Here is a 24,111-nt window from a genome sequence, read left to right on the forward strand (position 1 = left end):
ATGCGCCGTCAGCGGGCAGCCGGCGGCACGAGCGAGAACATGTGCGCGTCGGAGACCTCGCCGTTGACCAGCAGCCGGTTGCGCAGCACGCCCTCGTAGTGCGCGCCCGCCTTGATCGCGACCGCGCGGCTGGGTTCGTTGCCCACCGACACGACGATCTCGACGCGCTGCATCTTGAGCGCGTCGAAGGCATGACGGCTGAGCGCCCGCACCGTGGCCAGGGCGACGCCGCGCCCTTGCCACGACGCGCGCACCCAGTAGCCGAGATTGCAGAGCGGGTGGACCGAATTGAAGTGGTTGAGCCCGCCGCCGCCGACGAAGGCGCCGGTGTCGCGCTCGAAGACGCCAAGCTCGTAGCCGGTGCCGGCCGCGAGGTTCTGCGCGGTGCGCGCGAACCAAGCGGCCCCTTCCTCGGCGGAGTAGGCCGCGTGCGCGAAGCCGAGCCAGCGGCCGACCGTGGCCGCGGACTCGCGCGCCGCCTCGACGAAGGCGGGCAGGTCCTCCGGCCGGTAGGGGCGCAGCACGAAGCCGCCCTCGTGCAGCGGCTGGAAGGCCGGGCGCGGCGGCTGGCCGTCGTCCCAGACCTCGCCGGCGAGCTGCTTCGCGCAGGCCAGCATCGAGCGGTTGTAGCGCGACAGGCGCGGCGCGAGCGCGGCCAGCGCCAGGCCCGCGGCCTGCTCGCCGCGGCCTTGCGCCGCGTAGGTGAGGGCGAGCAGGGCGCGCGCCTCGTCGTGCAGCGGGCGGTCGTTGCCCGGCAGCAGGTGATGGGTGAGCTCGCCGGCGATCAGCGCCTCGCTCTCATCGAGCCGGCCCAGCCAGCGCAGCGTGCTGCCAAGCTGCAGCACCGCGCGCGTGCGCCGGTAGGGATCGAGCTGGCCGCTTTCGAGCGCGGCGCGGTACAGCGGCTCGGCCTCGGCCTCGCGGCCGGCCGTGTCGCGCGCGCAGGCGCGTTCGAACAGCGCGCGGCCATCCTGCGCGGGGCGCTCGGCGGCGAGGGCGTCGATCGCGGCCACCAGCTGGTCGCCGGCCATGTCGGGCGCGCGGCGCCAGAGGTCGTCGATGCGCAGGGTCCAGGCGTCGTGGAGCGGGGCGGGCGTGGTCATCGGGCCAGTCTAGCCCTGGCCTCAGGCGCTGCCGGAAGTCTGCAGGACCAGCATCGCCACGGTCGCCGCGGCCATCGCCGCCGTCGCCAGCCAGCCCAGCGCGCGCCAGACCGCGGGCATGCGCAGCTCCCCGACGATCTTCGGATGCGAGGCCGCGATCATCACCGCGGTCATGATCGGCACCGAGATGACCGCGTTGACCACCGCCGACCAGTACAGCGCCTTCATCGGGTTGAAGCCCGAGAGGCTGACCGCCAGGCCGATCAGCATCGCGCCGCTGAGGATCGCGTAGAAGGTCCGGGCCGACCGGGGCGGCCGGTCCAGCCCCCGGCGCACGCCCGCCAGCGTGGCCACCGCGTAGGCGGCCGAGCCGGCCAGCACCGGCAGCGCCAGGAAGCCGGTGCCGACGATGCCCGCGGCGAACAGCGCGAAGGCGAACTCGCCGGCCACCGGCTTGAGCGCGGTCGCGGCCTGGGCGGTGGTCTCGATGTCGCGCACGCCGTGGGCATGCAGCGCGGCGGCCGTCGCGACGATCATGAAGAAGGCGATGGCGTTGGAGAAGCCCATGCCGACCAGCGTGTCGGTGCGCAGGCGCCGGAACTGCGCCGCCGCCTGCTCCGGCGCGACGGCGAGCGGGCGGTCGGCGTCGATGCGGCGGATCTCCTCGGACTCCTGGTTGGCCTGCCAGAAGAAGAGGTAGGGACTGATGGTCGTGCCCAGGATCGCCACGACCGTGGTGGCGTACTCGCGGTCCCAGCGCAGCGACGGCAGCACCAGCGACTTGAGCGCCAGCGCCCAGTCCGCCTTCGCCGCGAAGCCCACGCCGACATAGGCGAGCAGCGTCAGCGTCAGCCACTTGAGCAGCATCACGTAGCGCTCGTAGGGCAGCCAGATCTGCAGCAGCAGCGAGAGCAGCGCCATCGCGACGACATAAGCGCCCGCGGGTCCGCCCAGCGCGAGGTGCATCGCCTCGCCCATCGCGCTGAGGTCGGCGCCGAGGTTGATCACGTTCGCCACGACCAGCAGCGCGACCAGCGCGACCACCAGCCAGCGCGGACACAGCCGCGAGAAGGTCTCGGTGAGGCCCTTGCCCGTGATGCGCCCGATGCGCGCGCTGGCCAGCTGGATGCCGACCATCAACGGGAAGGTGACGAGCACCGTCCAGCCGACGGCGTAGCCGTACTGGGCGCCGGCTTGCGAGTAGGTCGCGATGCCGCTGGGATCGTCGTCGGCCGCGCCGGTGATCAGGCCGGGGCCGAGCTTGCTCCACCACGGCTCGCTGATCGGCGGCTTGCCGGACCGCTCGCGCGGGCTCGCAGGCGCGCCGGCGGCGCTGGCGGCGCTGGCGGCATTCTGGGGAGGGTCGTCATGCACCACGCGAGGCTCGCTCCATGTCGCGTCCGTTGTTGACGACCCTGAGGCAAGCGGAGTGCCCGCCTCGGCCGGTGGCGGGCCTCAGCGCCCCTCAGCGCCTCATCGGCGCCGGGGACCTCATTGCGAGGTCTCGGTCCGGAGCTTCTTCTGCGGACCGCCCGCCAGGACTTGCGCGCCGGCGGCGATGGTGCTCACCTGCACGCCGCGCACCGCGGTGGCGATGACGCTCATGCCCCCGGTGCCGCCCGCGATCGCGCCGATGGCCGCGCCGATCGCCGCCGCCGTCATCGCGCCGCGCATGCCTTGGCCGGTGATGTACGCCGCGCTCCCCTGGGACACCGCGCCGATCACGCCACCCACCAGGGCGCCAGCCGGGCCGAAGCCCCCTTGCACCTGATCCATCTCCCGTTCAGTCAGAACCTGCATCTGCACACCTCAAAGCGTTGAAAAGTGGAAGGGATGTCCTCCGACAGGCCAGGGATCCCAGGCATCCCGGCCCAGGAACCGGTCCGATCGGAGGACCTCCATCCTCAAAGCTCGTGGGGGCTTCAACAAGCGCTCACGCTGGTGGAGATCCGCCTCATCCAAGGCAGGATCGCGACGTCTCCCACCCAGGGATGTGGCGGTCGCGTGACGCGCGCCCAGCGCTCGAACACGAGGCGGCGAAAGCGGGCTCAGAGCAGCGGCCGCAGCACTTTCCAGACGTTGTCCAGCATCACCGGATGGGCCTTGGCCAGCGGATGGATGCGATCGGCCTGGAACCAGTCCGCCGCGTCGGCGCGGTCCGCCACGCCGGCCAGCAGGAAGGGCACCAGCGGCACCTTCTCCTCCTGCGCGACGGTCCGGAAGCCGGCCTCGAAGTCGCGTCCGTAGCTCGCGCCCATGTTGGGCGGGATCTGCATGCCCACCAGCATCACCTTGGCGCCGGCCTCCTTGCCGGCCCGCACCATGGCCGTCAGGTTCTCGCGCGTCATCTTCAGCGGCAGCCCGCGCAGCGCGTCGTTGCCGCCGAGCTCGATGACCAGGTGGGTGGGACGATGCTGCCTGAGCAGCGCCGGCAGGCGCGAACGGCCGCCGGACGTGGTGTCGCCGCTGATGCTGGCGTTGATCACCGCGGCGCCCAGCTTCTGCGACTTGAGCCGCTCGTCCAGCAGCGCCACCCAGCCGCTGCCGCGGGCCAGGCCGTACTCGGCCGAGAGGCTGTCGCCCAGCACCACGATGCGCCGCGGCGCTTGCGCGGCGGGCGCGGCCGCTTCGGTGCGGCCTTGCGCAGCGACAGGCCGCGGCAGGGCCCCCGCCGCGGCGAGGGTCACGACACAGGCGCTACAGTGCACGATCCATTCACGGCGGCGCATCTGCGGTTGATTCATGGTTCAGAACATCCTCGAAGTCGATCACGTCAGCAAGTCGGTCCAGGATGCCGACGGCGTGCTGACCATTCTGCATGACATCAATTTCCAGCTGCAGGCGCGGGAGTCCGTGGCCGTCGTCGGCGCCTCGGGGTCGGGCAAGAGCACGCTGCTGTCCATCCTCGCGGGCCTGGACACGCCGTCCGAAGGCACGGTGCGGCTGCGCGGGCAGGACATGTTCGCGCTGGACGAGGACGGCCGCGCCGCGCTGCGCGGCGCGCACCTGGGCTTCGTGTTCCAGAGCTTCCAGCTGCTGGCGCACCTGACGGCGCTGGAGAACGTGATGCTGCCGCTGGAGCTGCGCGGCGAGCGCGATGCCCGCGGCCAGGCCCGGCAGATGCTGGAGCGCGTGGGACTGGGGCAGCGGCTGTCGCACTACCCGCGCGTGCTGTCGGGCGGCGAGCAGCAGCGCGTGGCGCTGGCCCGGGCCTTCGTGCAGCAGCCGGCGCTGCTGCTCGCCGACGAGCCCACCGGCAGCCTCGACTACGCCACCGGCGAGCAGGTGATGGCGCTGATGTTCGAGCTCAACCGCGAGCTGGGCACGACGCTGGTGATGGTCACCCACGACCAGGGCATCGCGGCGCGCTGCGAGCGGCAGCTCAAGATCTCGGCGGGGCATCTGCAGGACATCACGATGGCGGATCTGCCGGCGTGACGTTCACTCCCTCCGCGGGCTCAGTGACGCGCGTGGCGCAGCGCGCGTTCACGCAGGCGCCGGCGGCGTTCGAGGCGGATGACGGCCCACCAGCCGATGTAGACGATCAGATACAGCGCCGCGCCGAGCAGCAGGCCGGCCAGCGGCAGCCCCGCGAGCAAGGGCGCGCCCAGTTCGGAGATCCACTGGCTGAGCGCATGCCACCAGCTTGAGGGATCACCCCAGTCCAGCGCCAGCTCCTTCGGCGCCGAGATCGGCCCATGGATGCCCAGCACCTGGCGGCCCAGGAAGATCGCCAGCGTCCAGATCGGCACCAGCGTCAGCGGATTGGTCAGCCAGGTCGCGGCGATCGCGGCGGCGACGTTGGCACGGCACACGATCGCGACCACCGCCGCCAGCAGCATCTGCGTCGGCAGCGGAATCACCCCCACCGCCAGGCCCAGCGCCGCGCCCAGCGCGACGCGGCGCCGGTGCGCGACCCACAGCCAGGGCCGCTCGCGCAGGTAGTGGCCGAGCCACTTCAGGCCCCGGGTCTGCTCCAGGGCTTCGGGCGAGGGCAGCAGGCGGCGGGCAAGTCGGGAAGCCGTCATGAAGGAGTCAAGTGGGCACGGAGGCCGGAAAAGAAAGCGCCAACCAGATGTGAAAAGCCCGCGCGGCGGTCAGCGGCGCGGGCTTTGCGGGTCGGCGGGACCGGATCAGTTCGCGGAGAACTTGTAGTCCGTCTTGGCCTTGGAACGCAGTTCCTCCTGGAACTCAGCCACCTTCTGCTGCTGCATGCGCTGGATGATCTGGCCCTTGACGTCGTCGAAGGCCGGGAACTGCTGCGGACGCGACTCTTCCAGCTTGATGATGTGGAAGCCGAACTGCGACTTCACCGGCTCCTGGGTCATCTCGCCCGGCTTGAGCTTGGCCATCGCGGCGCTGAACTCGGGGACGTAGGCGTCCGGCGCGGACCAGCCCAGGTCGCCGCCGTTCTGCGCCGAGCCGGTGTCCTTCGAGTTCTTCGTCGCCAGGTCCTCGAACTTGGCGCCGCCGTTGAGCTGCTTGATCAGCGCCTTGGCGTCGTCTTCCTTCTCGACCAGGATGTGGCGGGCGTGGTACTCGGTGCCCGAGGCCTGCGCCTTGAACTTCTCGTACTCGGCCTTGGCGTCGGCTTCGGTGATCGGGTTCTTCTTGGCGTAGTCGGAGAACAGCTCGCGGATCAGCAGCGACTGGCGCGCCAGTTCCATCTGGTTCTTGTAGTCGTCGGTCTTGTTCAGGCCGCGCTTCTCGGCTTCCTGCAGGAAGATCTCGCGCAGCACGACCTCGTCCTTGACCTTGGCTTCCATCTCGGGGGTGCGCGGCTGGCCAGCCTTGGTGATCTGGCTGATCAGGACGTCGGCGCGGGCCTTGGGCACCGGCTTGCCGTTCACGAGCGCGATGTTCTGGGCCATGGCCGGCAGGGACACGGCGCCGATGGCCGCCAAGGTGGCGGCAAGCACAAACTTCTTCATGATGGGTAAAGGGCCTTTCGACTCCCGGATGAGCGCGAACGCTCCAAAACAAAGCGCCGGCAGGCGGCGCTACTGAGGACCTGGTTTCTGCTGTTCGTCGGGCGCGCGGGCCTCGATGGCCAGCGCGTGGATGCCCTTCTGCATCAGATCGGCGAGCGCATGATATACGAGCCGATGCCGCGCCACCCTGGGTAAACCGGCAAAGCGCGGGCTGACGATTTCGAGGTAATAGTGGCCGCCTTCCCGCGCGCCCGCATGCCCCGCGTGGTGGGCGCTGTCGTCGCGCAGCGAGAGCGAGACCGGCGCCAGCGCGGCGCGCAGCCGGGCCTCGATCTGCGCCGACGGCGTCGCCGCCGTCACCGCTTCCGCCGCCGGACCGGCCTTGCCCAGAGGGATCTCGCCGCCACTCATGGCTTGCGTTCCTCGGCCGCCGGCGCCTCGGCTTCCTGCGGCAGATGCCGGCTCATGTAGAGCCCCTGGCCCAGCGTGAACAGCAGGATCAGCCCGGTCGAGCCGAAGGCCTTGAAGTTGGCCCAGGCCTCGGTGCTGAACGAGTAAGCGACGTAAAGATTCGCAAAACCCATCGCCGCGAAGAAGGCCACCCAGGCCCAGTTCAGCCGCGTCCAGACCGGATCCGGCAGCGCCAGCTCGGCGCCGAGCATCTTGCGCAGCAGGTTGCGGCCCATCACCACGTGGCTGACCAGGAAGGCCGCGGAGAACGCCCAATAGAGCATCGTCGGCTTCCACTTGATGAAGGTCTCGTTGTGGAAGTAGACGGTGGCGGCGCCCAGCGTGACGACCAGGCCCAGGCTGATCCACAGCATCAGGTCGACCTTGCGGCGGCGCAGCTTCAGGTAGAGCACCTGCGCGATGGTCGCGAGCATCACGACGATGGTGGCGAGCAGCACCGGCGCCTCGGTCGGTCCGACCTTGCCGCCCGACACCAGGAAGCCCAGGTGCTCGGTGGCGAAGGCCGCCGCCCAGTCGGGCTGTCCATCGGCGTACTTGAACGTGACGAAGAACAGCAGGAGCGGCAGGAAATCGAGCAGGAGCTTCATTCGGAATCGGAACGGCAGCGCTCAGCGCTGGGGCTCGAAGTCTATCGCGGCGGAATTGATGCAGAAGCGCTCGCCCGTCGGTTCCGGGCCGTCGGGAAAGACGTGGCCCAGATGGGTGCCGCACTTGTTGCAGCGCACCTCGACGCGGACCATGCCGTGCGTCGAGTCGACGACACGCTCGACCACCTCGGCGTTGATCGGCTCGTAGTAGCTGGGCCAGCCGCAGCCGGCGTCGAACTTGGTGTCGGCCTGGAACAGCGGCGTGTCGCAGCCCACGCAGTGGTAGCGGCCGGGCTCCCAGTGGTCCCAGTACTTGCCGGTGAAGGCGCGCTCGGTGGCGGCGTGGCGGGCGACCTGGTACTGCGTCGGATCGAGCTGGGCGCGCCATTCGGCGTCGGTCTTCTTCACCGGATAGTCGGCGTCGCGGTCGCGGTCCACGGTGGAAGCGTCTTGGATGAACTTGTCGTAGCGGCTCATGATGAACAGGAAACCTCCAGCGTTTGCGCCCAGTCGGGCGGGAATCCGGCGTCCGAGGCCTGCGCCGGCTCGTCGAACGGACGGCGCAGCACGTCCAGCAGGCGGTGGACCTCGGTGAAGTCGCCGCCCTCGGCCCGCTGGATCGCCGTCTCGGCCAGGTGGTTGCGCAGCACCACCGCCGGATTGACCGCGTTCATCCGCCGGGCACGGGTCGCAGATGCGTCCGCCGGCTCGATCTTCAAGCGCGCGGCGTAACGCGCGGCCCAGGCGTCGAAGGCCGCGCGGTCCAGGAACAGGTCGCGCAGCGGCGCCTGGCCCGCGGCGCCGGCTGGCTGCGCCGGGTCCAAGCCCGCCAGCCGCCGGTGCGCGATCGTGTAGTCGGTCCGATGGGCGGCGAGCAGCCGCAGCCAGTCGTCGATCAGCGGGCCGTCCTCGCCGCGTTCGTCGACCTCGGCGCTCAGGCCGAGCTTGGCGCGCATCGCGCCGAGCAGCGCGGTGCCGAAGCGCTCACGGTAGATCTCCAGCGATTCGATCAGCTCGTCGCCGGCGGCGTCGGCATCGCTGTCGACGTTCGGCATCAGCGGCAGCAGCGCCTGCGCCAGCGCGTGCAGGTTCCAGAACGCGACCTGCGGCTGCCGCGCGAAGGCGTAGCGGCCCTGATGGTCCGAGTGGTTGCAGACGTGGCCGGGATCGAAGCCGTCCATGAAGCCGAAGGGCCCGTAGTCGATGGTCAGGCCCAGCATCGACATGTTGTCGGTGTTCATCACGCCATGCATGAAGCCGACGGCCTGCCATTGCGCGATCAGCTCGGCCGTCTGCGCAGCGACCTTGGCCAGCGCGGCGGTGACGGGATTCGGCGCGGCGGCGCATTCCGGCGCGTGGTGGCGGACGAAGAAGTCGAACAGCTCGCGCGTGCGGGCTTCCATGCCGTGATGCGTGAAGTGCTCGAAGTGGCCGAAGCGCAGGAAGCTCGGCGCGACGCGGGTCACGACGGCGCCGGTCTCGACGCGCTCGCGCTGCACCTTCAGCGACGTCGAGCCGGTGATCGCCAGCGCGCGCGTGGTCGGGATGCCGAGCGCGTCCATCGCCTCGGAGCAGAGGAACTCGCGGATCGACGAGCGCAGCACCGCGCGGCCGTCGCCGCGGCGCGAGTAGGGCGTCAGGCCCGCGCCCTTGAGCTGCAGTTCGAAATGGCCGTTGGGGCCGTCGACGCCGCCCAGCAGCAGCGCGCGGCCGTCGCCGAGCTGGCCGGCCCAGACGCCGAACTGGTGGCCGCTGTAGACGGTGGCGAGCGGTTTCATGCCGGCCAGGCGCGCGTTGCCGCTGAAGGCATCGAGCAGCCCGGGCCGGGTCCACCAGTCCCGCGGCCAGCCGAGCAGGGCGGCGCAGTCCGCACTGGTGGCGACCCAGTGCGGGTCGGGCAGTCCGGTGCCGGGGAGTTCGGTGAAGAAGTCGGGACCGAGGCTCGCGTAGCGATGGGTCCAGCGGGCCGGCTCGGCGCCCGCGAAGGGCTCCGGCGCGGAGAGGGGCGCATTCATCCGGCCAGTTTAGCGACCGTCCCATGGCCCTGCGGCGCCTGGGGTCCGGCCGCGCGCGCGTCCTCGGAGCTCAGGGCCGCAGGTCCAGGCTCATCAGGTCCTTGGCGTGGTAGCTGCCGTTGGCCAGGCGGATCGCGCGCGGCAGGTGGCCGTAGCGCGTGAAGCCGGCCCGCCGGTAGAGCGCGATCGCCGCGCGGTTGCCCGCGGTGACGCTCAGCGTCACGGTCTCCAGCAGCGGCTCGCGGCGCAGCAGCGCCAGCGCCTGTTGCAGCAGATGACGGCCGATGCCGCGGCCGCTGAACTCGTCGTCGACCATCATCCCGATGAGATGCGCGATGTGGCGCACCTTCTGGCGGTTCTCGTTCTCGCAGGTGAGCGCGCCCACGAGCCGCTGCTCCTGCCAGGCACCCAAGGTGAACAGCGACTTGCCGCCCGCCTGCGGATGCAGCCGGACGCGGTAGCTCGAGGCCTCGCGCGCGCGCTCGGTGGCGGCGTCGGAGGTGAAGGCCTGCTCGTGGCGCGACAGCATGGCGTCGCGCAGCGCCTTGTAGGCGTCGAGGTCGCGCTCGGTCAGCAGGCGCAGCGTGATCGCCGGCGTGGCCGCGGCGCTATCGGAGACGTTCGAGTCGCTCAAGCTCGCTCCTGTCGTTGATGTTGGCGAAGGCGCGGTCGTCCTCGGGACGGTCGAAGGCGACCCGCGCCAGCGGCAGCGTCCGCAGCCAGCCCTCGACGCGCCGCTCGCCCGATTGCAAGGCCGCTGCCAGCGCGTCGCGGTGCGAGGCATGGATCAGGCACGCGAGCGGCTGACTGCGCAGCGGCTCGCCGGGCCCCTCCCTGCCGAGCGCCATCGCCGCCGTCTGGCCGGGTGCCAGGCCAGCGGCGAGGCGGGCCAGCAGATCGGGCGGAAGCCAGGGGCTGTCGCCGCTCGCGACGAGCAGCCACGCGTCACCGTCGTCCGGGGCGGCGGGCCCGTCGGCGGGTCCGTCGGCGAGCGCGGCGAGCGCGGTGAGGCCCGCGAGCATGCCCGCCAGCGGGCCGGGGAAGTCCGGGAGCGTGTCCGGCAGGACGGGGAAGCCGAGGCGGCGGTAGTCGTCGAGGTGCCGGTTGGCACTGATCAGCACGCGGCCGCCGGTCTGCGGGGCGATCCGGTCGATGACGTGCGCGGCGAGCGGGCGGCCGAGGAAGGGCTGGAGCGGCTTGTCGACGCCGCCCATGCGGGTGGCGCGGCCGCCGCAGAGGATCAGCGCGGTGGCGCGCATCAGCCGCCGATGTAGTGCATCTCGACGCGGCGCGCCGGGCCGGATTCGGAGGCCGGCAGGCTGGCGCGCAGTTCGGAGTAGCGGTCGCCCCGCAGCGTCCAGAGCGCGCCGAGCGCGGCGGAGATCTCGCCGTCGGTGCGCGGACCGTGGCCGGCGTCGCCGCGCAGCAGCGCGCGCAGGTCGTGGCCGTCGCCGGCGAACAGGCAGGTGTAGAGCCGGCCCTCGGTGGACAGCCGCGCGCGGTTGCAATCGCCGCAGAAGGCCTGGGTGACGCTGGAGATCAGGCCGATCTCGCCGCTGCCGTCGGCATAGGCCCAGCGGGTGGCGGTCTCGCCGTCGGCGCCGGGGGCGAGCGGGATCAGATCGGCGTGCTCGCGCAGCCGCGCCAGCACCTGGGCCGAGGGCAGGACCTCGTCCATGCGCCAGCCGTTGCTCATGCCGACGTCCATGTACTCGATGAAGCGCAGCACGACGCCGGTGCCGCGGAAGTGGCGCGCCATCGGGACGATCTGGTCGTCGTTGGTGCCACGCTTGACGACCATGTTGACCTTGATCGGCGCCAGGCCCGCGGCCTGGGCGGCCTCGATGCCGCGCAGCACCTCGGCGACCGGGAAGTCGACGTCGTTCATGCGCCGGAAGATGGCGTCGTCGAGCGCGTCCAGGCTGACGGTGACGCGCCGCAGGCCGGCGTCCTTGAGCGCGCGGGCCTTGCGGGCGAGCAGCGAGCCGTTGGTGGTGAGCGTGAGGTCGAGCGGCTGGCCCCGCGGCGTGCGCAGTTCGGCGAGCTGGGCGATCAGCGACTCGAGGTTGCGCCGCAGCAGCGGTTCGCCGCCGGTAAGGCGGAGCTTCTGGACGCCGAGGCCGGCGAAGACGCGGGCGAGGCGGGCGATCTCCTCGAACGAGAGCAGGTCGCGGTGGGGGAGGAAGGGGTAGTCCTTGTCGAAGACGTCCTTGGGCATGCAGTAGCTGCAGCGGAAGTTGCAGCGGTCGGTGACCGAGATGCGCAGGTCGCGCAGGGGCCGGCCGCGCGCGTCCAGCCACGGGCCGGTGCGTGGCGGCGGCAGCGGATGCGGCACGGGGGGCGTCCGTCCGGGCTGGCGCAGGTCGAGCAGCGGAATCACACCATCGGTCATGGGGAGCGATTGTGCCGCTGGCCGCATCGCCTCACCCGAGGATGGTCAAGGGCGCCGCCGGGTCTCGTGAATCGGACACGGCCAGCCGGTCGTCACCCTGTAGGACTTGTCACTTGCGGCGCCGGGCGGGGGGCGTTCTCATCGCGGGATGAGCTTGATCCCCTCGACCGTGGTCCATGCGGACCTGGCCAGCTTCGTCTCCTTCGGCGAGGCCCTCACCGACATGATCCGTGTCGGCCCCGAGACCTGGCACAGCCGCAGCGGCGGCTCGCCGTGGAACGTGGCCATCGCGATGTCGCGCCTGGGTCAGCTCAGCGCCTTCGCCGGCGGCCTCAGCAAGGACCCGTTCGGTCAGGCGATCTGGCAGGCCAGCGTCGATGCCAGCCTCGACCTGCGCTTCATCCAGCAGGTCGCCAAGGCGCCGCTGATGGCCTACGTCCATCGCGCCGATCCCCCCGAATACGCCTTCGTCGGCGACGACAGCGCCGACCTGCACTTCCGCCCCCACGCGCTGCCGGCCGGCTGGCGCCGGGCGCTGCGCTGGGCCCATTTCGGCTCCATCAGCCTGACCCGCGAGCCGCTCGCCGCGCGGCTGATCGCGCTCGCCGAGTCGCTCAAGGACGAGGGCGTGCGCCTGAGCTACGACCCCAACTACCGCATCACGATGGACTCGCGCTACGACCGCACGCTCGAGCGCATGTGCCGCCTGGCCGACGTGATCAAGGTCTCCGACGAGGACCTGCGCGGCCTGTTCCGCAGCCGCGACCACCACGTCGGCCTGGCACAGATCTCGGCCTGGAACCCGCGCGCGATCGTGATGCTGACGCTGGGCGCGCGCGGCGCTCAGCTGTTCCATCCGAAGGCCGACCTCAGCGCCTCGCCGCCGGAGCTGGAGGGCGTCGCCGACACGATCGGGGCCGGCGACGCGGCCATGGCCGGCCTGCTCTACAGCCTGATGAACGGCCCGGCCCAGGACCCCGAGGAGCATCTGCGCTGGGCCGTCGCCGCCGGCGCGGCGGCCTGCTCGGGCGCGGGCGTGAACGGACTGTCGCCTGGACTGGTGACGTCGCTGATCGACCGCGTGCAGATCCGCAGGGCCGAACTGGCCTGAGCGACGCGCGGCGGTGCCGGCGAACGCTCAGGCCAGGCCGTCGCGCTTCGCCGCCACCAGCGTCCTGGGCCCGCCGACCGGCAGGCGAGGGCGGCCGGGCTCTTCCTCGCTCAAGGGCTGCACCTCGACCAGGCTCGCGTGGCAGCGCCTGGCCAGCGCCTGATAGGTGCCGGTGCCTTCGCGCTTCCAGCGGATCTCGTCCTCCGTCAGCGGCCGCATCACCTTGGCGGGCAGCCCGGCGATCAGCGAGCGCTCCGGCAGCTTCAGCCCCGCCCGCACGAACGCGCAGGCCGCGACGATGCTGTAGGCGCCGACCTCCGCTTCGTCCATGACGACCGCGTTCATGCCCACCAGCGCGTCGTGCCGCACCACGCAGCCGTGCAGCACCGCGCCGTGGCCGATGTGGCCGTTGGTCTCGACGACGGTCTCCGACTCCGGAAAGCCGTGGATCACGCACGTGTCCTGCACGTTTGCGCCGGCCATCAGCCGGATCCGGCCGAAGTCCCCGCGCAGCGAGGCGCACGGCCCCACATAGCAGTCCGGTCCGACGATCACGTCGCCGATCAGCACCGCCGTCGGATGCACATGGGCGCTCGGATGAACCACCGGCGACACGCCGTCAATCGCATAGCTGGGCATGGATTCCTCTCCGGATAGGTGGTAACCCCAGGTTTCTGGCCTTGTGTTGGGATCGGTTGGCTCTTAGTATCTACCGACCGGTCGGTAAATAGAAGCCGGTCAAAAAAAGCTGAAACAGCTGAATCCCCCTCAGGCCGAGGAGACAAACCGAATGAGCACCGCCCCCACGACCCCGTCCGCCGCCGCGGAAGAGGCCCCGCTGCTGATCGGCAGCGAAGGCGCCGTCCGTGTCCTGACGCTGAACCGGCCGCAGGCGCTGAACGCGTTCACGACCGGGCTGCTCGGCCAGTTGCGCATCGCGCTGGACGAGGCCGCGCACGACGCCAGCGTGCGGGCGGTGCTCATCACCGGTGCCGGCCGCGCCTTCTGCGCCGGCCAGGACCTGTCCGACCCGCACATCAAGCCCGAGTTCGACGAGCACGCGGGCGACGCCGATCCGCAGCGCAAGCCCAAGGCCAAGGACATCGGCAACCTGCTCGATCACTACTACATCCCGCTGGCGCTGCGCCTGCGCAGCATGCCGGTGCCGACCGTCTGCGCGGTCAATGGCGTCGCCGCGGGCGCCGGCGCGAACTTCGCGCTCGGCTGCGACCTCGTCCTGGCGGGCCAGTCGGCCTCGTTCATCCAGGCCTTCTCCAAGATCGGCCTGGTGCCCGACTGCGGCGGCACCTGGCTGCTGACGCGCCTGGTGGGCCGGGCCCGCGCGATGCAGCTGGCGCTGCTCGGTGACAAGCTCCCTGCGGCCGAGGCGCAGGCCTGGGGCCTGATCGGCCGCTGCGTGCCCGACGCCGAGCTGCAGAGCGAAGCCATGGCCACCGCGCAGAAGCTGGCCCGGATGCCGACCCGCGCGCTGGTGCAGACGCGCGAGGCGCTGGATGCGTCGATGGACCTGGAGTTCGAGGACGCGCTCAAGCTCGAGGCCAGGCTGCAGAGCCAGCTCGGCTACGCCCATGACTACCTGGAAGGCGCGGCCGCCTTCCTGTCCAAGCGCGCGCCGGTGTTCAAGGACCGCTGATGCGCGAGGCCCCCGATCCCCAGCGCGTCGCCGAGGCGGTGCGCGACACCCTGTTCGCCAACGACCGCGCGTCCCAGGGCCTGGGTCTGCGCATCGACGCGATCGGTCCCGGCACCGCGACGCTGTCGATGACGGTGCGCGAAGACATGCTCAACGGCTTCGACCTCTGCCACGGCGGCTTCGTGACGACGCTGGCCGATTCCTGTTTCGCCTTCGCCTGCAACTCGCACAACGAGATGACGGTGGCGTCGGGCTTCGCGATCGACATCGTCGCGCCGTCCCGGCTGGGGGACGTCCTGACCGCGCGCGCGAGCGAGACCTCGCTGGCCGGCCGCACCGGCGTCTACGACATCCGCATCACCAATCAGCGCGACGACCTGGTCGCGGTCTTCCGCGGGCGGTCCTACCGCATGAAGGGCCGGCCCGTGGTGGCGGACCTGCCGCTGCCGGGCTGAGCCGGCCCACGCCCGCGGCGACAAGGAGACGAGACCCATGACGGTCAAGACCTTCCGGCCCGAGGACCTCGAGCCCATCGAGCGCGCCAGCCAGGACGAGCTGCGCGCGCTGCAGCTGCAGCGCCTGAAGTGGACGCTCCGGCATGCCTACGAGAACGTCCCGCATTACCGGGCCGCCTTCGACGCCCGGGGCGTGCATCCGCAGGACCTGAAGGACCTGGCCGACCTGCGCCTGTTCCCGTTCACGACGAAGAAGGACCTGCGCGACAACTATCCGTTCGGGCTCTTCGCGGTGCCGCGCGAGCAGGTCGTGCGCGTGCATGCGTCGTCGGGCACGACCGGCAAGCCGACGGTGGTCGGCTACACGCGGCGCGACATCGACACCTGGGCCGACCTGGTCGCGCGCTCGCTGCGCGCCGCCGGCACGCGCGCGGGCGACATCGTCCACGTCGCCTACGGCTACGGCCTGTTCACCGGCGGCCTGGGCGCGCATTACGGCGCCGAGCGGCTGGGCTGCACCGTGATCCCGATGTCGGGCGGCCAGACCGAGAAGCAGGTCCAGCTGATCCAGGACTTCAAGCCCGACGTGATCATGGTCACGCCGAGCTACATGCAGGTGATCGTCGAGGAGTTCGCGCGCCAGGGCCTGGACCCGCGCGCGAGTTCGCTCAAGACCGGCGTCTTCGGCGCCGAGCCCTGGACCGAGGCGATGCGCCGCGAGATCGAGCTCAAGGCCGGCATCGACGCGGTCGACATCTACGGCCTGTCCGAGGTGATGGGGCCGGGCGTCGCGTCCGAGTGCATCGAGACCAAGGACGGTCCGGTGATCTGGGAGGACCACTTCTATCCCGAGATCATCGACCCCGAGACCGGCGAGGTGCTGCCCGAGGGCTCGGAGGGCGAGCTCGTCTTCACCTCGCTGAGCAAGGAGGCGCTGCCGGTGATCCGCTACCGCACGCGCGACCTCACGCGGCTGCTGCCGCCGACGGCGCGCAGCATGCGCCGCATGGGCAAGATCGTCGGCCGCAGCGACGACATGCTGATCATCCGCGGCGTCAACCTGTTCCCGACGCAGATCGAGGAACTGGTGCTCGCCGAGCCCGGCCTGTCGGGCCAGTACCAGATCGTCGTCAGCCGCGACGGCCACCTCGACGCGGTCGAGGTGCGCTGCGAGCTGTCGGCCGCGGGCGGCGACGCGCAGGCGGCAGCGAAGTCGCTGCAGCACCGCATCAAGACCTTGATCGGCGTGTCGACCCGCGTGACGGTCGGCGCGCCCGATTCGATCGAACGGACGCTGGTGGGCAAGGCCCGCCGCGTCGTGGACCAGCGTCCGAAGAACCCGTAAGGAGTCCCCATGTACACGCAAGCCATGAGCGTCGGTCCGCAGGACCAGGCCGCCACGCTGCAGACCGCCGAGGAGCAGCAGCGCAACGAGGCCTTCGAGGCCCGCATCGACGCCGGCGATTTCATCGAGGCCAAGGACTGGATGCCGGAGCACTACCGCAAGACGCTGGTGCGCCAGATCAGCCAGCACGCGCATTCCGAGATCGTCGGCATGCTGCCCGAGGGCAACTGGATCACGCGCGCGCCGACGCTCAAGCGCAAGGCCATCCTGCTGGCGAAGGTGCAGGACGAGGGCGGCCACGGGCTCTACCTGTACTCGGCCGCGGAGACGCTGGGCACCAGCCGCGACCAGATGCTGGACGCGCTGCACACCGGCAAGGCCAAGTACAGCTCGATCTTCAACTACCCGACGCTGACCTGGGCCGACATCGGCGTGATCGGCTGGCTGGTCGACGGCGCGGCCATCATGAACCAGGTGCCGCTGTGCCGCTGCTCCTACGGCCCGTACGCCCGCGCGATGATCCGCATCTGCCGCGAGGAGTCCTTCCACCAGCGCCAGGGCTACGAGAGCCTGCTGGTCATGATGCGCGAGGGCACGGACGCGCAGAAGGCGATGGTCCAGGACGCGGTGAACCGCTGGTGGTGGCCGTCGCTGATGATGTTCGGCCCGGCGGACAAGGACTCGCCCAACTCCGAGCAGTCGATGCGCTGGGGCATCAAGCGCCTGACCAACGACGAGCTGCGCCAGAAGTTCGTCGACGCGACCGTGCCGCAGGCCGAAATCCTGGGCGTCACGCTGCCCGATCCGGACCTGAAGTGGAACGCCGGGCGCGATCACCACGACTTCGGCGCGATCGACTGGACCGAGTTCTGGCGCGTGGTCGGCGGCAACGGCCCCTGCAACACCGAGCGCCTGGCCACCCGCGTCACGGCCTGGGAGGAGGGCGCCTGGGTGCGCGACGCCGCGCTGGCCCATGCGAAGAAGCGCGCCACCGCCGCCAAGGCGGCCTGATCCGCGCGGCCAGGCCCCTCCGCCACGACGTTCCGAGCACACGAATCATGAGCATCAATCAAACGACCGGCGCCAACGAATGGCCCCTGTGGGAAGTCTTCGTCCGCAACAAGGCGGGCCTGGACCACAAGCATTGCGGCAGCCTGCACGCGCCCGACGCCGCGATGGCGATCCAGATGGCGCGCGACGTCTACACGCGGCGTCAGGAAGGCGTGAGCCTCTGGGTGGTGCCGTCGTCGGCCATCGTCGCGTCCGATCCGGGCGAGAAGTCGATGTACTTCGACCCGATGGAGGACAAGGTCTACCGCCATCCCACGTTCTACGAGCTGCCCGAGCAGCTCGACCACATGTGAGGCCGCGGCGATGAGCACATCCGTTCAACCCGGCCCGCGCGCGGAGGTCCAGTACCTGCTGCGCATCGGCGACGCCTGCCTGGTGCTGTCGCACCGGATCTCGGAGTGGATCGGCCATTCGCCGGTCCTGGAGGAGGACCTGGCGCTGGGCAACATCGCGCTGGACCTGCTGGGCCAGGCGCGCGCGCTGCTGACTCGCGCCGGCCAGCTGAACGAGCAGCCGCTGGACGAGGACCAGCTCGCCTACCTGCGCGAGGAGCGTCACTACCTGAACCCGGTGCTGATGGAGCTGCCGCGCGGCGACTTCGCGTTCACGCAGGCCCGCAACCTGATCGCCGCCTGCTGGCTGCTGCCGCTGTGGACGCGGCTGCAGGATTCCAGCGACGCGGAGGTCGCCGCCATCGCCGCCAAGGCGGTGAAGGAGGTGCGCTATCACCAGCAGCACGCGGCCGAATGGGTCGTGCGCCTGGGCGACGGCAGCGAGGAGTCGACCCGCCGCATGACGGCCGCGCTGGCCGCGCTGTGGCCCTACGTGAACGAGCTGTTCGCGTCGGACGCGATCGACGCCGCCGCGGCGCAGGGCGGCCTCGGCCCGGCCTGGGCGTCGCTGAAGGGCGACTGGGACGCGGCGATGGATGAGGTCCTCGCCGAGGCTCGGCTGGCGCGGCCCAAGGACACGCCGCATGTCTACGCCGGCGTGCGCGGCGTGCACAGCGAGCACATGGGCCACATGCTGGCGACGATGCAGTCGCTGCAGCGCGCCTACCCCGGCGGGGTGTGGTGAGCGGAGCGGCGGCGATAGCGATGGCGATGGAAACGGCGATGGACACGGCGATGGACACGGCGATGAACGGCGCGGCGACCGATCTGGGCTGCGGACGGCTGTCCGCGGCGTGGGAAGTGCTGTCGCAGGTGCTGGATCCCGAGGTGCCGGCGGTGTCGCTGGTCGAGCTCGGCATCGTGCGCGACCTGCTGGAGACCGCCGGCGGCCTGGAGGTCGTGCTGACGCCGACCTACTCCGGCTGCCCCGCGACCGAGGCGATCGAGCAGAGCGTGCGCGAGGCGCTGGCCCGCTTCGGCGAGATCACCGTCACGATGCGCCGCGCGCCCGCCTGGACCACCGACTGGATCACCGCGGAAGGCCGCGAGAAGCTGCGCCGCTACGGCATCGCGCCGCCGGGGCCGGTGGCCGCGGAGCAGGGCGTGCCGGTGCGCATCGTGCGCCGCCGCGAGGCCATCGCCTGCCCGCGCTGCGGCAGCGCGCACACCGAGCAGCTCTCCGCCTTCGGATCGACCGCCTGCAAGTCGCTGTACCGCTGCCTCGCCTGCCGCGAGCCCTTCGAACACTTCAAGCCGATCTGAGCCACCGCCCGGTCGCGCCGTCCCCTCACGATTCACTAGCCATCGCCATGAGCCTGCACTTCCACCCGCTGCGCCTGCGCGCCAAGCACCAGGACACCGACGACGCCGTCGTGCTGTGCTTCGACGTGCCCGAGGCGCTGCGCGAGACCTTCCGCTTCACGCAGGGCCAGTACCTGACGCTGCGTGGCGATGTCGGCGGCCAGGACCTGCGCCGTTCGTACTCGATCTGCGCCGGCGTCGACGACGGCGAACTGCGCGTGGGCGTGCGCCATGTCGACGGCGGCGCCTTCTCGACCTGGGTCCACCAGCAGCTCAAGGCCGGCGACGAGGTCCAGGTCTTCCCGCCGCAGGGCCGCTTCCACGTGCCCATCGATCCGGCGTCGGCGCGGCATCACGTGGGCATCGCGGCCGGCTCGGGCATCACGCCCATCCTGTCGATCATGAAGACGGTGCTGGCGCGCGAGCCGATGAGCCGCTTCACGCTGATCTACGGCAACCGCCGGCCGGCCTCGGCGATGTTCAAGGAAGAGCTCGAGGACCTGAAGAACCGCTACATGACGCGGCTGACGCTGCATCACGTGTTCTCGCGCGAGCATGTCGATGCGCCGCTGATGGCGGGCCGGCTGGACCAGGCGAAGCTGGGCCGGTTCCTGGCCGGGCCGGTGCCGGCGGGCGGCATCGACCAGGTCTTCGTCTGCGGCCCGTTCGAGATGAACGAGCAGGCCGAGGCCGCGCTGCGCGCCGCCGGCGTGCCCGAGGACCGCATCCACATCGAGCGCTTCGGCACGCCCGAGATGCAGACCGGCCGCCCGGCGCCGCACGAGATCCACGACGAGGATGCCGAGGCGGCCCGGGTCGTGGTGATCCGCGACGGCGTGTCGCGCGAGATCGAGTTCCGCAAGAGCGATCCCAGCCTGCTGGACGCCGCCGCGCGGGCCGGCATGGACGTGCCGTTCTCCTGCAAGTCGGGGGTCTGCTCGACCTGCCGCTGCAAGCTGATCGAGGGCGAGGTCCGGATGGATAAGAATTTCGCCCTCGAGAAGCACGAGGTGGCGGCCGGATTCATCCTCAGCTGTCAGGCCCACGCCCTGACGCCGCGCGTCGTGATCTCGTTCGACGAACGCTGACGCACAAGGACAAGAACGACCCATGGCCCGAGGTAGAGCTCCCGGATTCGATGCCACCCGCGAGGAGATCCTCGCCCAGGCGGCGCGCCTGTTCGCCAACCAGGGCTACCCGGCGACCTCGATGAACCAGGTCGCCGAGGCCTGCTCGGTCAGCAAGCCCACGCTGTACCACTACGTGCGCGACAAGCATGAGCTGCTGGCGCAGATCTGCCAGAACCACCTGCAGCACCTGGTCGACCTGGTCGACGAGGTGACGGCGCAAGGCCTGGCGCCGCGGGAGCACCTGCGCGGGCTGATCCACCGCTTCGTGCGGGCCTATGGCGAGGCGCAGAACGAGCACCGCGTGCTGACCGAGGACCTGAAGTTCCTCGACGAGGCGCACCACGCGCGCATGGTCGAGGTGGAGCGCCAGGTGGTGGAGCGCTTCGCCGAGGCGGTGGCCGCGGTGCGGCCGGAGCTGCGCGGCGCGCAACTGCACAAGCCGCTGACCATGCTGCTGTTCGGCATGATCAACTGGACCTTCACCTGGCTGCGGCCGGACGGCGCGCTCACCTACGACGCGGTCGCGCCGATGGTGGCGGACCTGTTCTTCGGCGGGCTGGGCGCCGTCCGGACCGAAGCCGCCGATCCGGCGCCGCGCGCTCCCGCGCCGCAAGTCTCATGAAGGTTTCGCGCGGGAGCATCGACCCCTTGCAGTCGCAGTAGCAGTAGCAGTACCTCCATCCCCTTGCGTTCCTGAACAACGACATTCCGAGGAGACGACATGACACGCATCGAGAAGACCCTGCTGGCCGTGGCCGGCGCCGCGCTGATGGCCATGGGCGGCACGGCCCGCGCCGACATCAACGTCGGCGTGACGGTGTCGGCGACGGGGCCGGCGGCCTCGCTGGGCATTCCGGAGAAGAACACCTTCGCGCTGATGCCCAAGACCATCGCCGGGCAGAAGGTCAACTACATCGTCCTGGACGACGCCTCGGACACGACCACCGCGGTGGCCAACACCCGCAAGCTGATCACCGAGCACAAGGTCGACGTGGTGGTGGGATCGACGGTCACGCCGAACTCGCTGGCGATGATCGACGCGGTGTCGGAGGCGCAGGTGCCGATGATCTCGATGGCGGCGTCGGCGCGCATCGTCGAGCCGATGGACGCGAAGAAGAAGTGGGTCTTCAAGACGCCGCAGAACGACATCATGATGGCGCTGGCGATCGCCAGCCACATGCAGGCGCAGGGCGTGAAGACGGTGGCCTACATCGGTTTCGCCGATGCCTACGGCGAGGGCTGGTATGGCGAGTTCAACAAGGTCGCCGCCAGCAAGGGCCTGAGCATCGTCGCCAACGAGCGCTACAACCGCACCGACACCTCGGTGACCGGCCAGGTGCTGAAGATCATGGCCGCCAAGCCCGATGCGGTGCTGGTGGGCGGCAGCGGCACGCCGGCGGCGCTGCCGCAGAAGACGCTCAAGGAGCGCGGCTACGCGGGCAAGTACTACCAGACCCACGGCGTGGCCAACAACGACTTCCTGCGCGTCGGCGGCAAGGATGTCGAGGGCACCTTCCTGCCCTCGGGCCCGGTGCTGGTCGTGGACCAGCTGCCGGCCGAACATCCGGCCAAGAAGAGCGCCAAGGCCTACGTGACCGAGTACGAGAAGGCCTACGGCAAGGGCAGCGTGTCGACCTTCGGCGGCCATGCGTGGGACGCGGGCCTGCTGCTGCAGGCGGCGATCCCGAACGCGATCAAGAAGGGCCAGCCCGGCACGCCGCAGTTCCGCGCGGCGCTGCGCGACGCGCTCGAGAACGTCAAGGAGCTGCCGGCCGCGCACGGCGTGTTCACGATGTCGCCGAATGACCATCTGGGCCTGGACCAGCGCGCCCGCGTGATGGTCAAGATCGAAAACGGAACCTGGAAATATCAGCCATGAGTCTCAGCGCCACCCCCGTCCTCCAAAGCCTGATCGCCGGTCGCTGGATCGGCTCGACCGCCGCGCGCGGCCTGCACAGCGCCGTCAACGGACGGCTGGTGGCGCAGACCCATGCCGAGGAGATCGACTTCGGCGAGAGCCTGCATTTCGCGCGCCGCCAGGCGCTGCCTTCGCTGCTCGCGCTGGACTTCCAGCAGCGCGCGGCGATCCTGAAGGCGCTGGCGGCCTACCTGCAGGATCGCAAGGAGCAGCTCTACGCGATCTCCGCGCACACCGGCGCCACGCGGCCCGATTCGTGGATCGACATCGAGGGCGGCTTCGGCACGCTCTTCGCCTACGCGTCGATGGGGCGGCGCGAACTGCCGTCGAGCAACGTCGTCCATGAGGGGCCCGCGCAGCAACTCGGCAAGGCGGGCCAGTTCATGGGCACGCACGTGCTGGTGCCCAAGCGCGGCATCGCGGTCCACATCAACGCGTTCAACTTCCCGATGTGGGGGATGCTGGAGAAGTTCGCGCCCAGCTTCCTCGCCGGCATGCCCTGCATCGTCAAGCCGGCCACCGCGACCAGCTATGTCGCCGAGGCCTGCGTACGCCTGATCGAGGAGTCGGGCCTGCTGCCGGCCGGCGCGTTACAGCTGGTCATCGGGGGTTCCGGCGATCTGCTGGACCGGCTGGAGGAGACCGATGTCGTGACCTTCACCGGCTCGGCCGACACGGCGGCGCAGCTGCGCGTCAACGCGAACCTGATCCGCCGCTCGGTGCCGTTCAACGCCGAGGCCGACAGCCTGAACTGCTCGATCCTGGCGCCGGACGTGCAGCCGGGCGATCCGGAATTCGACCTCTTCGTGAAGGAGGTGATGCGCGAGATGAGCGCCAAGGCCGGCCAGAAGTGCACGGCGATCCGGCGCGCGATCGTGCCGGCGGCGCAGGCCGACGCGGTGGCCGCGGCGCTGCGCGAGCGGCTGGCGAAGATCAAGGTCGGCGACCCGGCCATCGAGGGCGTGCGCATGGGCGCGCTGGCGTCGAAGGCGCAGCAGGCCGACGTGGCCGAGCGCCTGGCGCAGCTCGCGCAGGGCAACGAGATCGTCTTCGGCGAGCGCGACGGCTTCGCGCCGGTGGGCGAGGGCGTCGGCGATGGCGCGTTCTTCGCGCCGACGCTGCTGCTGTGCCGCGACGCGATGCGCAACGAGGCGGTGCACAGCGTCGAGGCCTTCGGGCCGGTGTCGACGCTGATGACCTATGGCGACTTCGACGAGGCGCTGGCGCTGGCGGCCAAGGGGCGGGGCAGCCTGGTGGGCTCGGTGATCACGAAGACGCCGGCGCTGGCGGCGCAGGCCGTGTATCACGCGGCCGCCTTCCACGGCCGGCTGCTGGTGCTGGATCGCGACGCGGCCGGCGAGTCGACGGGCCATGGTTCTCCGCTGCCGATGCTCAAGCACGGCGGCCCGGGCCGCGCGGGCGGCGGCGAGGAGCTCGGCGGCATCCGTGCCGTCAAGCACTACCTGCAGCGCTGCGCGGTGCAGGCTTCGCCGACGATGCTCACGGCGATCACTGGCGAGTACGTGCGCGGCGGCAAGGTGACGGAGGACGCGATCCATCCGTTCCGCAAGCACTTCGAGGAGATCCAGGTCGGGGATTCGCTGCTGACGCATCGGCGCACGGTGTCGGAGGCGGACATCGTCAACTTCGGCGGCATCAGCGGCGATTTCTTCTACATGCACTTCGACGAGGTGGCGGCGAAGGACACGCAGTTCGGGCAACGCATCGCGCACGGCTACTTCGTGCTGTCGGCGGCGGCGGGGCTGTTCGTGTCGCCGGCGCCGGGGCCGGTGCTGGCCAATTACGGGCTGGACACGCTGCGTTTCGTGAATCCGGTGGCGATCGGCGACACCATCCAGGCGCGGCTGACCTGCAAGCGGCGCATCGACCGCGGCAACCGCCCGGACCAGCCGCCGCAGGGCGTGGTGGCGTGGGACGTGCAGGTGACCAACCAGCGCGGCGAGCTGGTGGCGAGCTACGACATCCTGACGCTGGTGGCGAAGAAGGCGGCGTGAGCGGGCGGCCTTGCCTGCGGGCAAGGCCTGGCCCCGTGAGGGCGTGGTGATGCCTGCAAGGGGCAGGGGAGATCCCCTGCGCGTCATCTCCGTCCGGCAGAATCGCGCCCGTTCAATCAGGGAGAGAGGCTGATCCGAGGCCGAGCGCGATAGACGCTCGCCCGGGGCGGACCAATGCGATGCGGCCGAGGTGGTCGCATGGCTCCCTGATGCCTTTCG

At 70.7% G+C, this 24,111-nt stretch carries 27 protein-coding genes; 13 read left to right on the forward strand and 14 right to left on the reverse strand.

What is annotated here, in order from left to right:
• Positions 1-8 precede the first annotated feature (8 nt).
• The 4 genes from ACEN96_RS09350 to ACEN96_RS09365 form a co-directional block, all read right to left on the reverse strand.
• Complete coding sequence (locus ACEN96_RS09350) at positions 9-1,103, reverse strand: tetratricopeptide repeat protein (protein ID WP_495587746.1); 1,095 nt, start codon at positions 1,101-1,103, stop codon at positions 9-11.
• 21 nt (positions 1,104-1,124) lie between these two features.
• Complete coding sequence (locus tag ACEN96_RS09355) at positions 1,125-2,480, reverse strand: Nramp family divalent metal transporter (RefSeq protein ID WP_495587747.1); 1,356 nt, start codon at positions 2,478-2,480, stop codon at positions 1,125-1,127.
• Between the two features lie 114 nt (positions 2,481-2,594).
• Complete coding sequence (locus ACEN96_RS09360) at positions 2,595-2,903, reverse strand: class IIb bacteriocin, lactobin A/cerein 7B family (protein ID WP_495587748.1); 309 nt, start codon at positions 2,901-2,903, stop codon at positions 2,595-2,597.
• 248 nt (positions 2,904-3,151) lie between these two features.
• Positions 3,152-3,847: an arylesterase gene (locus tag ACEN96_RS09365; RefSeq protein WP_495587749.1), complete on the reverse strand. Its 696-nt coding sequence runs from the start codon at positions 3,845-3,847 to the stop codon at positions 3,152-3,154.
• On the opposite strand from ACEN96_RS09365, the gene ACEN96_RS09370 reads away from it, so the two are divergent.
• A complete protein-coding gene (locus ACEN96_RS09370) occupies positions 3,846-4,541 on the forward strand; it encodes an ABC transporter ATP-binding protein (RefSeq protein ID WP_495587750.1) in 696 nt (231 codons plus the stop codon). The two genes, ACEN96_RS09365 and ACEN96_RS09370, sit on opposite strands and share 2 nt — an antisense overlap.
• 20 nt (positions 4,542-4,561) lie before the next feature.
• Here ACEN96_RS09370 and ACEN96_RS09375 read toward each other — a convergent pair whose 3' ends face one another.
• The 9 genes from ACEN96_RS09375 to moaA form a co-directional block, all read right to left on the reverse strand.
• On the reverse strand, positions 4,562-5,131 hold the full coding sequence (locus tag ACEN96_RS09375) for a DUF2062 domain-containing protein (protein WP_495587751.1): 570 nt from the start codon (positions 5,129-5,131) through the stop codon (positions 4,562-4,564).
• 105 nt (positions 5,132-5,236) lie between these two features.
• Complete coding sequence (locus tag ACEN96_RS09380) at positions 5,237-6,034, reverse strand: peptidylprolyl isomerase (protein WP_495587752.1); 798 nt, start codon at positions 6,032-6,034, stop codon at positions 5,237-5,239.
• A 69-nt stretch (positions 6,035-6,103) separates the two neighbouring features.
• A complete protein-coding gene (locus ACEN96_RS09385; RefSeq protein ID WP_495587753.1) occupies positions 6,104-6,445 on the reverse strand; it encodes a BolA family protein in 342 nt (113 codons plus the stop codon).
• Positions 6,442-7,092: a septation protein A gene (locus ACEN96_RS09390; protein WP_495587754.1), complete on the reverse strand. Its 651-nt coding sequence runs from the start codon at positions 7,090-7,092 to the stop codon at positions 6,442-6,444. Before ACEN96_RS09390 ends, ACEN96_RS09385 begins: the two co-directional genes overlap by 4 nt.
• 21 nt (positions 7,093-7,113) lie before the next feature.
• Entirely contained in the window at positions 7,114-7,569 is a 456-nt protein-coding gene (gene msrB / locus ACEN96_RS09395; RefSeq protein ID WP_495587755.1) for a peptide-methionine (R)-S-oxide reductase MsrB, read from the reverse strand.
• Positions 7,566-9,107: a protein adenylyltransferase SelO gene (locus tag ACEN96_RS09400; protein ID WP_495587756.1), complete on the reverse strand. Its 1,542-nt coding sequence runs from the start codon at positions 9,105-9,107 to the stop codon at positions 7,566-7,568. Before ACEN96_RS09400 ends, msrB begins: the two co-directional genes overlap by 4 nt.
• A 70-nt stretch (positions 9,108-9,177) precedes the next feature.
• On the reverse strand, positions 9,178-9,741 hold the full coding sequence (locus ACEN96_RS09405; protein ID WP_495587757.1) for a GNAT family N-acetyltransferase: 564 nt from the start codon (positions 9,739-9,741) through the stop codon (positions 9,178-9,180).
• Complete coding sequence (gene mobA, locus ACEN96_RS09410) at positions 9,716-10,366, reverse strand: molybdenum cofactor guanylyltransferase MobA (protein ID WP_495587758.1); 651 nt, start codon at positions 10,364-10,366, stop codon at positions 9,716-9,718. Before mobA ends, ACEN96_RS09405 begins: the two co-directional genes overlap by 26 nt.
• On the reverse strand, positions 10,366-11,499 hold the full coding sequence (gene moaA / locus ACEN96_RS09415) for a GTP 3',8-cyclase MoaA (RefSeq protein WP_495587759.1): 1,134 nt from the start codon (positions 11,497-11,499) through the stop codon (positions 10,366-10,368). The genes mobA and moaA overlap by 1 nt, the downstream gene beginning before the upstream one ends.
• Positions 11,500-11,647: 148 nt before the next feature.
• Between moaA and ACEN96_RS09420 the strand changes: the two genes are divergently transcribed.
• The gene (locus ACEN96_RS09420) at positions 11,648-12,610 is read left to right on the forward strand and encodes a carbohydrate kinase family protein (protein WP_495587760.1); all 963 of its coding nucleotides are present in this window, start codon (positions 11,648-11,650) and stop codon (positions 12,608-12,610) included.
• A 27-nt stretch (positions 12,611-12,637) separates the two neighbouring features.
• Here the strand turns inward: ACEN96_RS09420 and ACEN96_RS09425 are convergent, their stop codons facing one another.
• Positions 12,638-13,249 (reverse strand): phenylacetic acid degradation protein PaaY, encoded by a 612-nt coding sequence (locus ACEN96_RS09425; protein WP_495587761.1) that lies wholly within the window; start codon positions 13,247-13,249, stop codon positions 12,638-12,640.
• Positions 13,250-13,400: 151 nt separating this feature from the next.
• On the opposite strand from ACEN96_RS09425, the gene ACEN96_RS09430 reads away from it, so the two are divergent.
• The 11 genes from ACEN96_RS09430 (at position 13,401) to paaZ (ending at position 23,892) form a co-directional block, all read left to right on the forward strand.
• A complete protein-coding gene (locus tag ACEN96_RS09430) occupies positions 13,401-14,264 on the forward strand; it encodes an enoyl-CoA hydratase-related protein (RefSeq protein ID WP_495587762.1) in 864 nt (287 codons plus the stop codon).
• Entirely contained in the window at positions 14,264-14,719 is a 456-nt protein-coding gene (gene paaI, locus ACEN96_RS09435; protein ID WP_495587763.1) for a hydroxyphenylacetyl-CoA thioesterase PaaI, read from the forward strand. Before ACEN96_RS09430 ends, paaI begins: the two co-directional genes overlap by 1 nt.
• A gap of 37 nt (positions 14,720-14,756) precedes the next feature.
• Positions 14,757-16,064: a phenylacetate--CoA ligase PaaK gene (gene paaK / locus ACEN96_RS09440; RefSeq protein ID WP_495587764.1), complete on the forward strand. Its 1,308-nt coding sequence runs from the start codon at positions 14,757-14,759 to the stop codon at positions 16,062-16,064.
• Positions 16,065-16,073: 9 nt separating this feature from the next.
• Positions 16,074-17,075, forward strand: a complete 1,002-nt coding sequence (gene paaA / locus ACEN96_RS09445) for a 1,2-phenylacetyl-CoA epoxidase subunit PaaA (protein ID WP_495587765.1) — start codon at positions 16,074-16,076, stop codon at positions 17,073-17,075.
• 47 nt (positions 17,076-17,122) lie between these two features.
• Complete coding sequence (gene paaB, locus ACEN96_RS09450; RefSeq protein ID WP_495587766.1) at positions 17,123-17,428, forward strand: 1,2-phenylacetyl-CoA epoxidase subunit PaaB; 306 nt, start codon at positions 17,123-17,125, stop codon at positions 17,426-17,428.
• A gap of 10 nt (positions 17,429-17,438) precedes the next feature.
• Positions 17,439-18,212, forward strand: coding sequence for a 1,2-phenylacetyl-CoA epoxidase subunit PaaC (gene paaC / locus ACEN96_RS09455; RefSeq protein ID WP_495587767.1), 774 nt, complete (start codon positions 17,439-17,441; stop codon positions 18,210-18,212).
• 38 nt (positions 18,213-18,250) lie between these two features.
• On the forward strand, positions 18,251-18,790 hold the full coding sequence (gene paaD, locus ACEN96_RS09460) for a 1,2-phenylacetyl-CoA epoxidase subunit PaaD (protein WP_495587768.1): 540 nt from the start codon (positions 18,251-18,253) through the stop codon (positions 18,788-18,790).
• A gap of 47 nt (positions 18,791-18,837) precedes the next feature.
• A complete protein-coding gene (gene paaE / locus ACEN96_RS09465; protein ID WP_495587769.1) occupies positions 18,838-19,917 on the forward strand; it encodes a 1,2-phenylacetyl-CoA epoxidase subunit PaaE in 1,080 nt (359 codons plus the stop codon).
• Positions 19,918-19,939: 22 nt separating this feature from the next.
• A complete protein-coding gene (locus tag ACEN96_RS09470; protein ID WP_495587770.1) occupies positions 19,940-20,581 on the forward strand; it encodes a TetR/AcrR family transcriptional regulator in 642 nt (213 codons plus the stop codon).
• 99 nt (positions 20,582-20,680) lie between these two features.
• A complete protein-coding gene (locus ACEN96_RS09475; protein WP_495587771.1) occupies positions 20,681-21,838 on the forward strand; it encodes an ABC transporter substrate-binding protein in 1,158 nt (385 codons plus the stop codon).
• Positions 21,835-23,892 (forward strand): phenylacetic acid degradation bifunctional protein PaaZ, encoded by a 2,058-nt coding sequence (paaZ, locus tag ACEN96_RS09480; RefSeq protein WP_495587772.1) that lies wholly within the window; start codon positions 21,835-21,837, stop codon positions 23,890-23,892. The genes ACEN96_RS09475 and paaZ overlap by 4 nt, the downstream gene beginning before the upstream one ends.
• Positions 23,893-24,111 lie beyond the last annotated feature (219 nt).

The organism is Roseateles sp. Mitsp63, assembly GCF_059491535.1.

What these genes read in the sequence shown, in the direction of transcription:
- ACEN96_RS09350 (WP_495587746.1), bottom strand. Translation starts at nt 1,103, where the DNA reads ATGACCACGCCCGCCCCGCTCCACGACGCCTGGACCCTGCGCATCGAC.
- ACEN96_RS09360 (WP_495587748.1), bottom strand. Translation starts at nt 2,903, where the DNA reads ATGCAGGTTCTGACTGAACGGGAGATGGATCAGGTGCAAGGGGGCTTC.
- ACEN96_RS09370 (WP_495587750.1), top strand. Translation starts at nt 3,846, where the DNA reads ATGGTTCAGAACATCCTCGAAGTCGATCACGTCAGCAAGTCGGTCCAG.
- ACEN96_RS09365 (WP_495587749.1), bottom strand. Translation starts at nt 3,847, where the DNA reads ATGAATCAACCGCAGATGCGCCGCCGTGAATGGATCGTGCACTGTAGC.
- ACEN96_RS09375 (WP_495587751.1), bottom strand. Translation starts at nt 5,131, where the DNA reads ATGACGGCTTCCCGACTTGCCCGCCGCCTGCTGCCCTCGCCCGAAGCC.
- ACEN96_RS09380 (WP_495587752.1), bottom strand. Translation starts at nt 6,034, where the DNA reads ATGAAGAAGTTTGTGCTTGCCGCCACCTTGGCGGCCATCGGCGCCGTG.
- ACEN96_RS09385 (WP_495587753.1), bottom strand. Translation starts at nt 6,445, where the DNA reads ATGAGTGGCGGCGAGATCCCTCTGGGCAAGGCCGGTCCGGCGGCGGAA.
- ACEN96_RS09390 (WP_495587754.1), bottom strand. Translation starts at nt 7,092, where the DNA reads ATGAAGCTCCTGCTCGATTTCCTGCCGCTCCTGCTGTTCTTCGTCACG.
- msrB (WP_495587755.1), bottom strand. Translation starts at nt 7,569, where the DNA reads ATGAGCCGCTACGACAAGTTCATCCAAGACGCTTCCACCGTGGACCGC.
- ACEN96_RS09400 (WP_495587756.1), bottom strand. Translation starts at nt 9,107, where the DNA reads ATGAATGCGCCCCTCTCCGCGCCGGAGCCCTTCGCGGGCGCCGAGCCG.
- mobA (WP_495587758.1), bottom strand. Translation starts at nt 10,366, where the DNA reads ATGCGCGCCACCGCGCTGATCCTCTGCGGCGGCCGCGCCACCCGCATG.
- moaA (WP_495587759.1), bottom strand. Translation starts at nt 11,499, where the DNA reads ATGACCGATGGTGTGATTCCGCTGCTCGACCTGCGCCAGCCCGGACGG.
- ACEN96_RS09420 (WP_495587760.1), top strand. Translation starts at nt 11,648, where the DNA reads ATGAGCTTGATCCCCTCGACCGTGGTCCATGCGGACCTGGCCAGCTTC.
- ACEN96_RS09425 (WP_495587761.1), bottom strand. Translation starts at nt 13,249, where the DNA reads ATGCCCAGCTATGCGATTGACGGCGTGTCGCCGGTGGTTCATCCGAGC.
- ACEN96_RS09430 (WP_495587762.1), top strand. Translation starts at nt 13,401, where the DNA reads ATGAGCACCGCCCCCACGACCCCGTCCGCCGCCGCGGAAGAGGCCCCG.
- paaI (WP_495587763.1), top strand. Translation starts at nt 14,264, where the DNA reads ATGCGCGAGGCCCCCGATCCCCAGCGCGTCGCCGAGGCGGTGCGCGAC.
- paaK (WP_495587764.1), top strand. Translation starts at nt 14,757, where the DNA reads ATGACGGTCAAGACCTTCCGGCCCGAGGACCTCGAGCCCATCGAGCGC.
- paaA (WP_495587765.1), top strand. Translation starts at nt 16,074, where the DNA reads ATGTACACGCAAGCCATGAGCGTCGGTCCGCAGGACCAGGCCGCCACG.
- paaB (WP_495587766.1), top strand. Translation starts at nt 17,123, where the DNA reads ATGAGCATCAATCAAACGACCGGCGCCAACGAATGGCCCCTGTGGGAA.
- paaC (WP_495587767.1), top strand. Translation starts at nt 17,439, where the DNA reads ATGAGCACATCCGTTCAACCCGGCCCGCGCGCGGAGGTCCAGTACCTG.
- paaD (WP_495587768.1), top strand. Translation starts at nt 18,251, where the DNA reads ATGGACACGGCGATGGACACGGCGATGAACGGCGCGGCGACCGATCTG.
- paaE (WP_495587769.1), top strand. Translation starts at nt 18,838, where the DNA reads ATGAGCCTGCACTTCCACCCGCTGCGCCTGCGCGCCAAGCACCAGGAC.
- ACEN96_RS09470 (WP_495587770.1), top strand. Translation starts at nt 19,940, where the DNA reads ATGGCCCGAGGTAGAGCTCCCGGATTCGATGCCACCCGCGAGGAGATC.
- ACEN96_RS09475 (WP_495587771.1), top strand. Translation starts at nt 20,681, where the DNA reads ATGACACGCATCGAGAAGACCCTGCTGGCCGTGGCCGGCGCCGCGCTG.
- paaZ (WP_495587772.1), top strand. Translation starts at nt 21,835, where the DNA reads ATGAGTCTCAGCGCCACCCCCGTCCTCCAAAGCCTGATCGCCGGTCGC.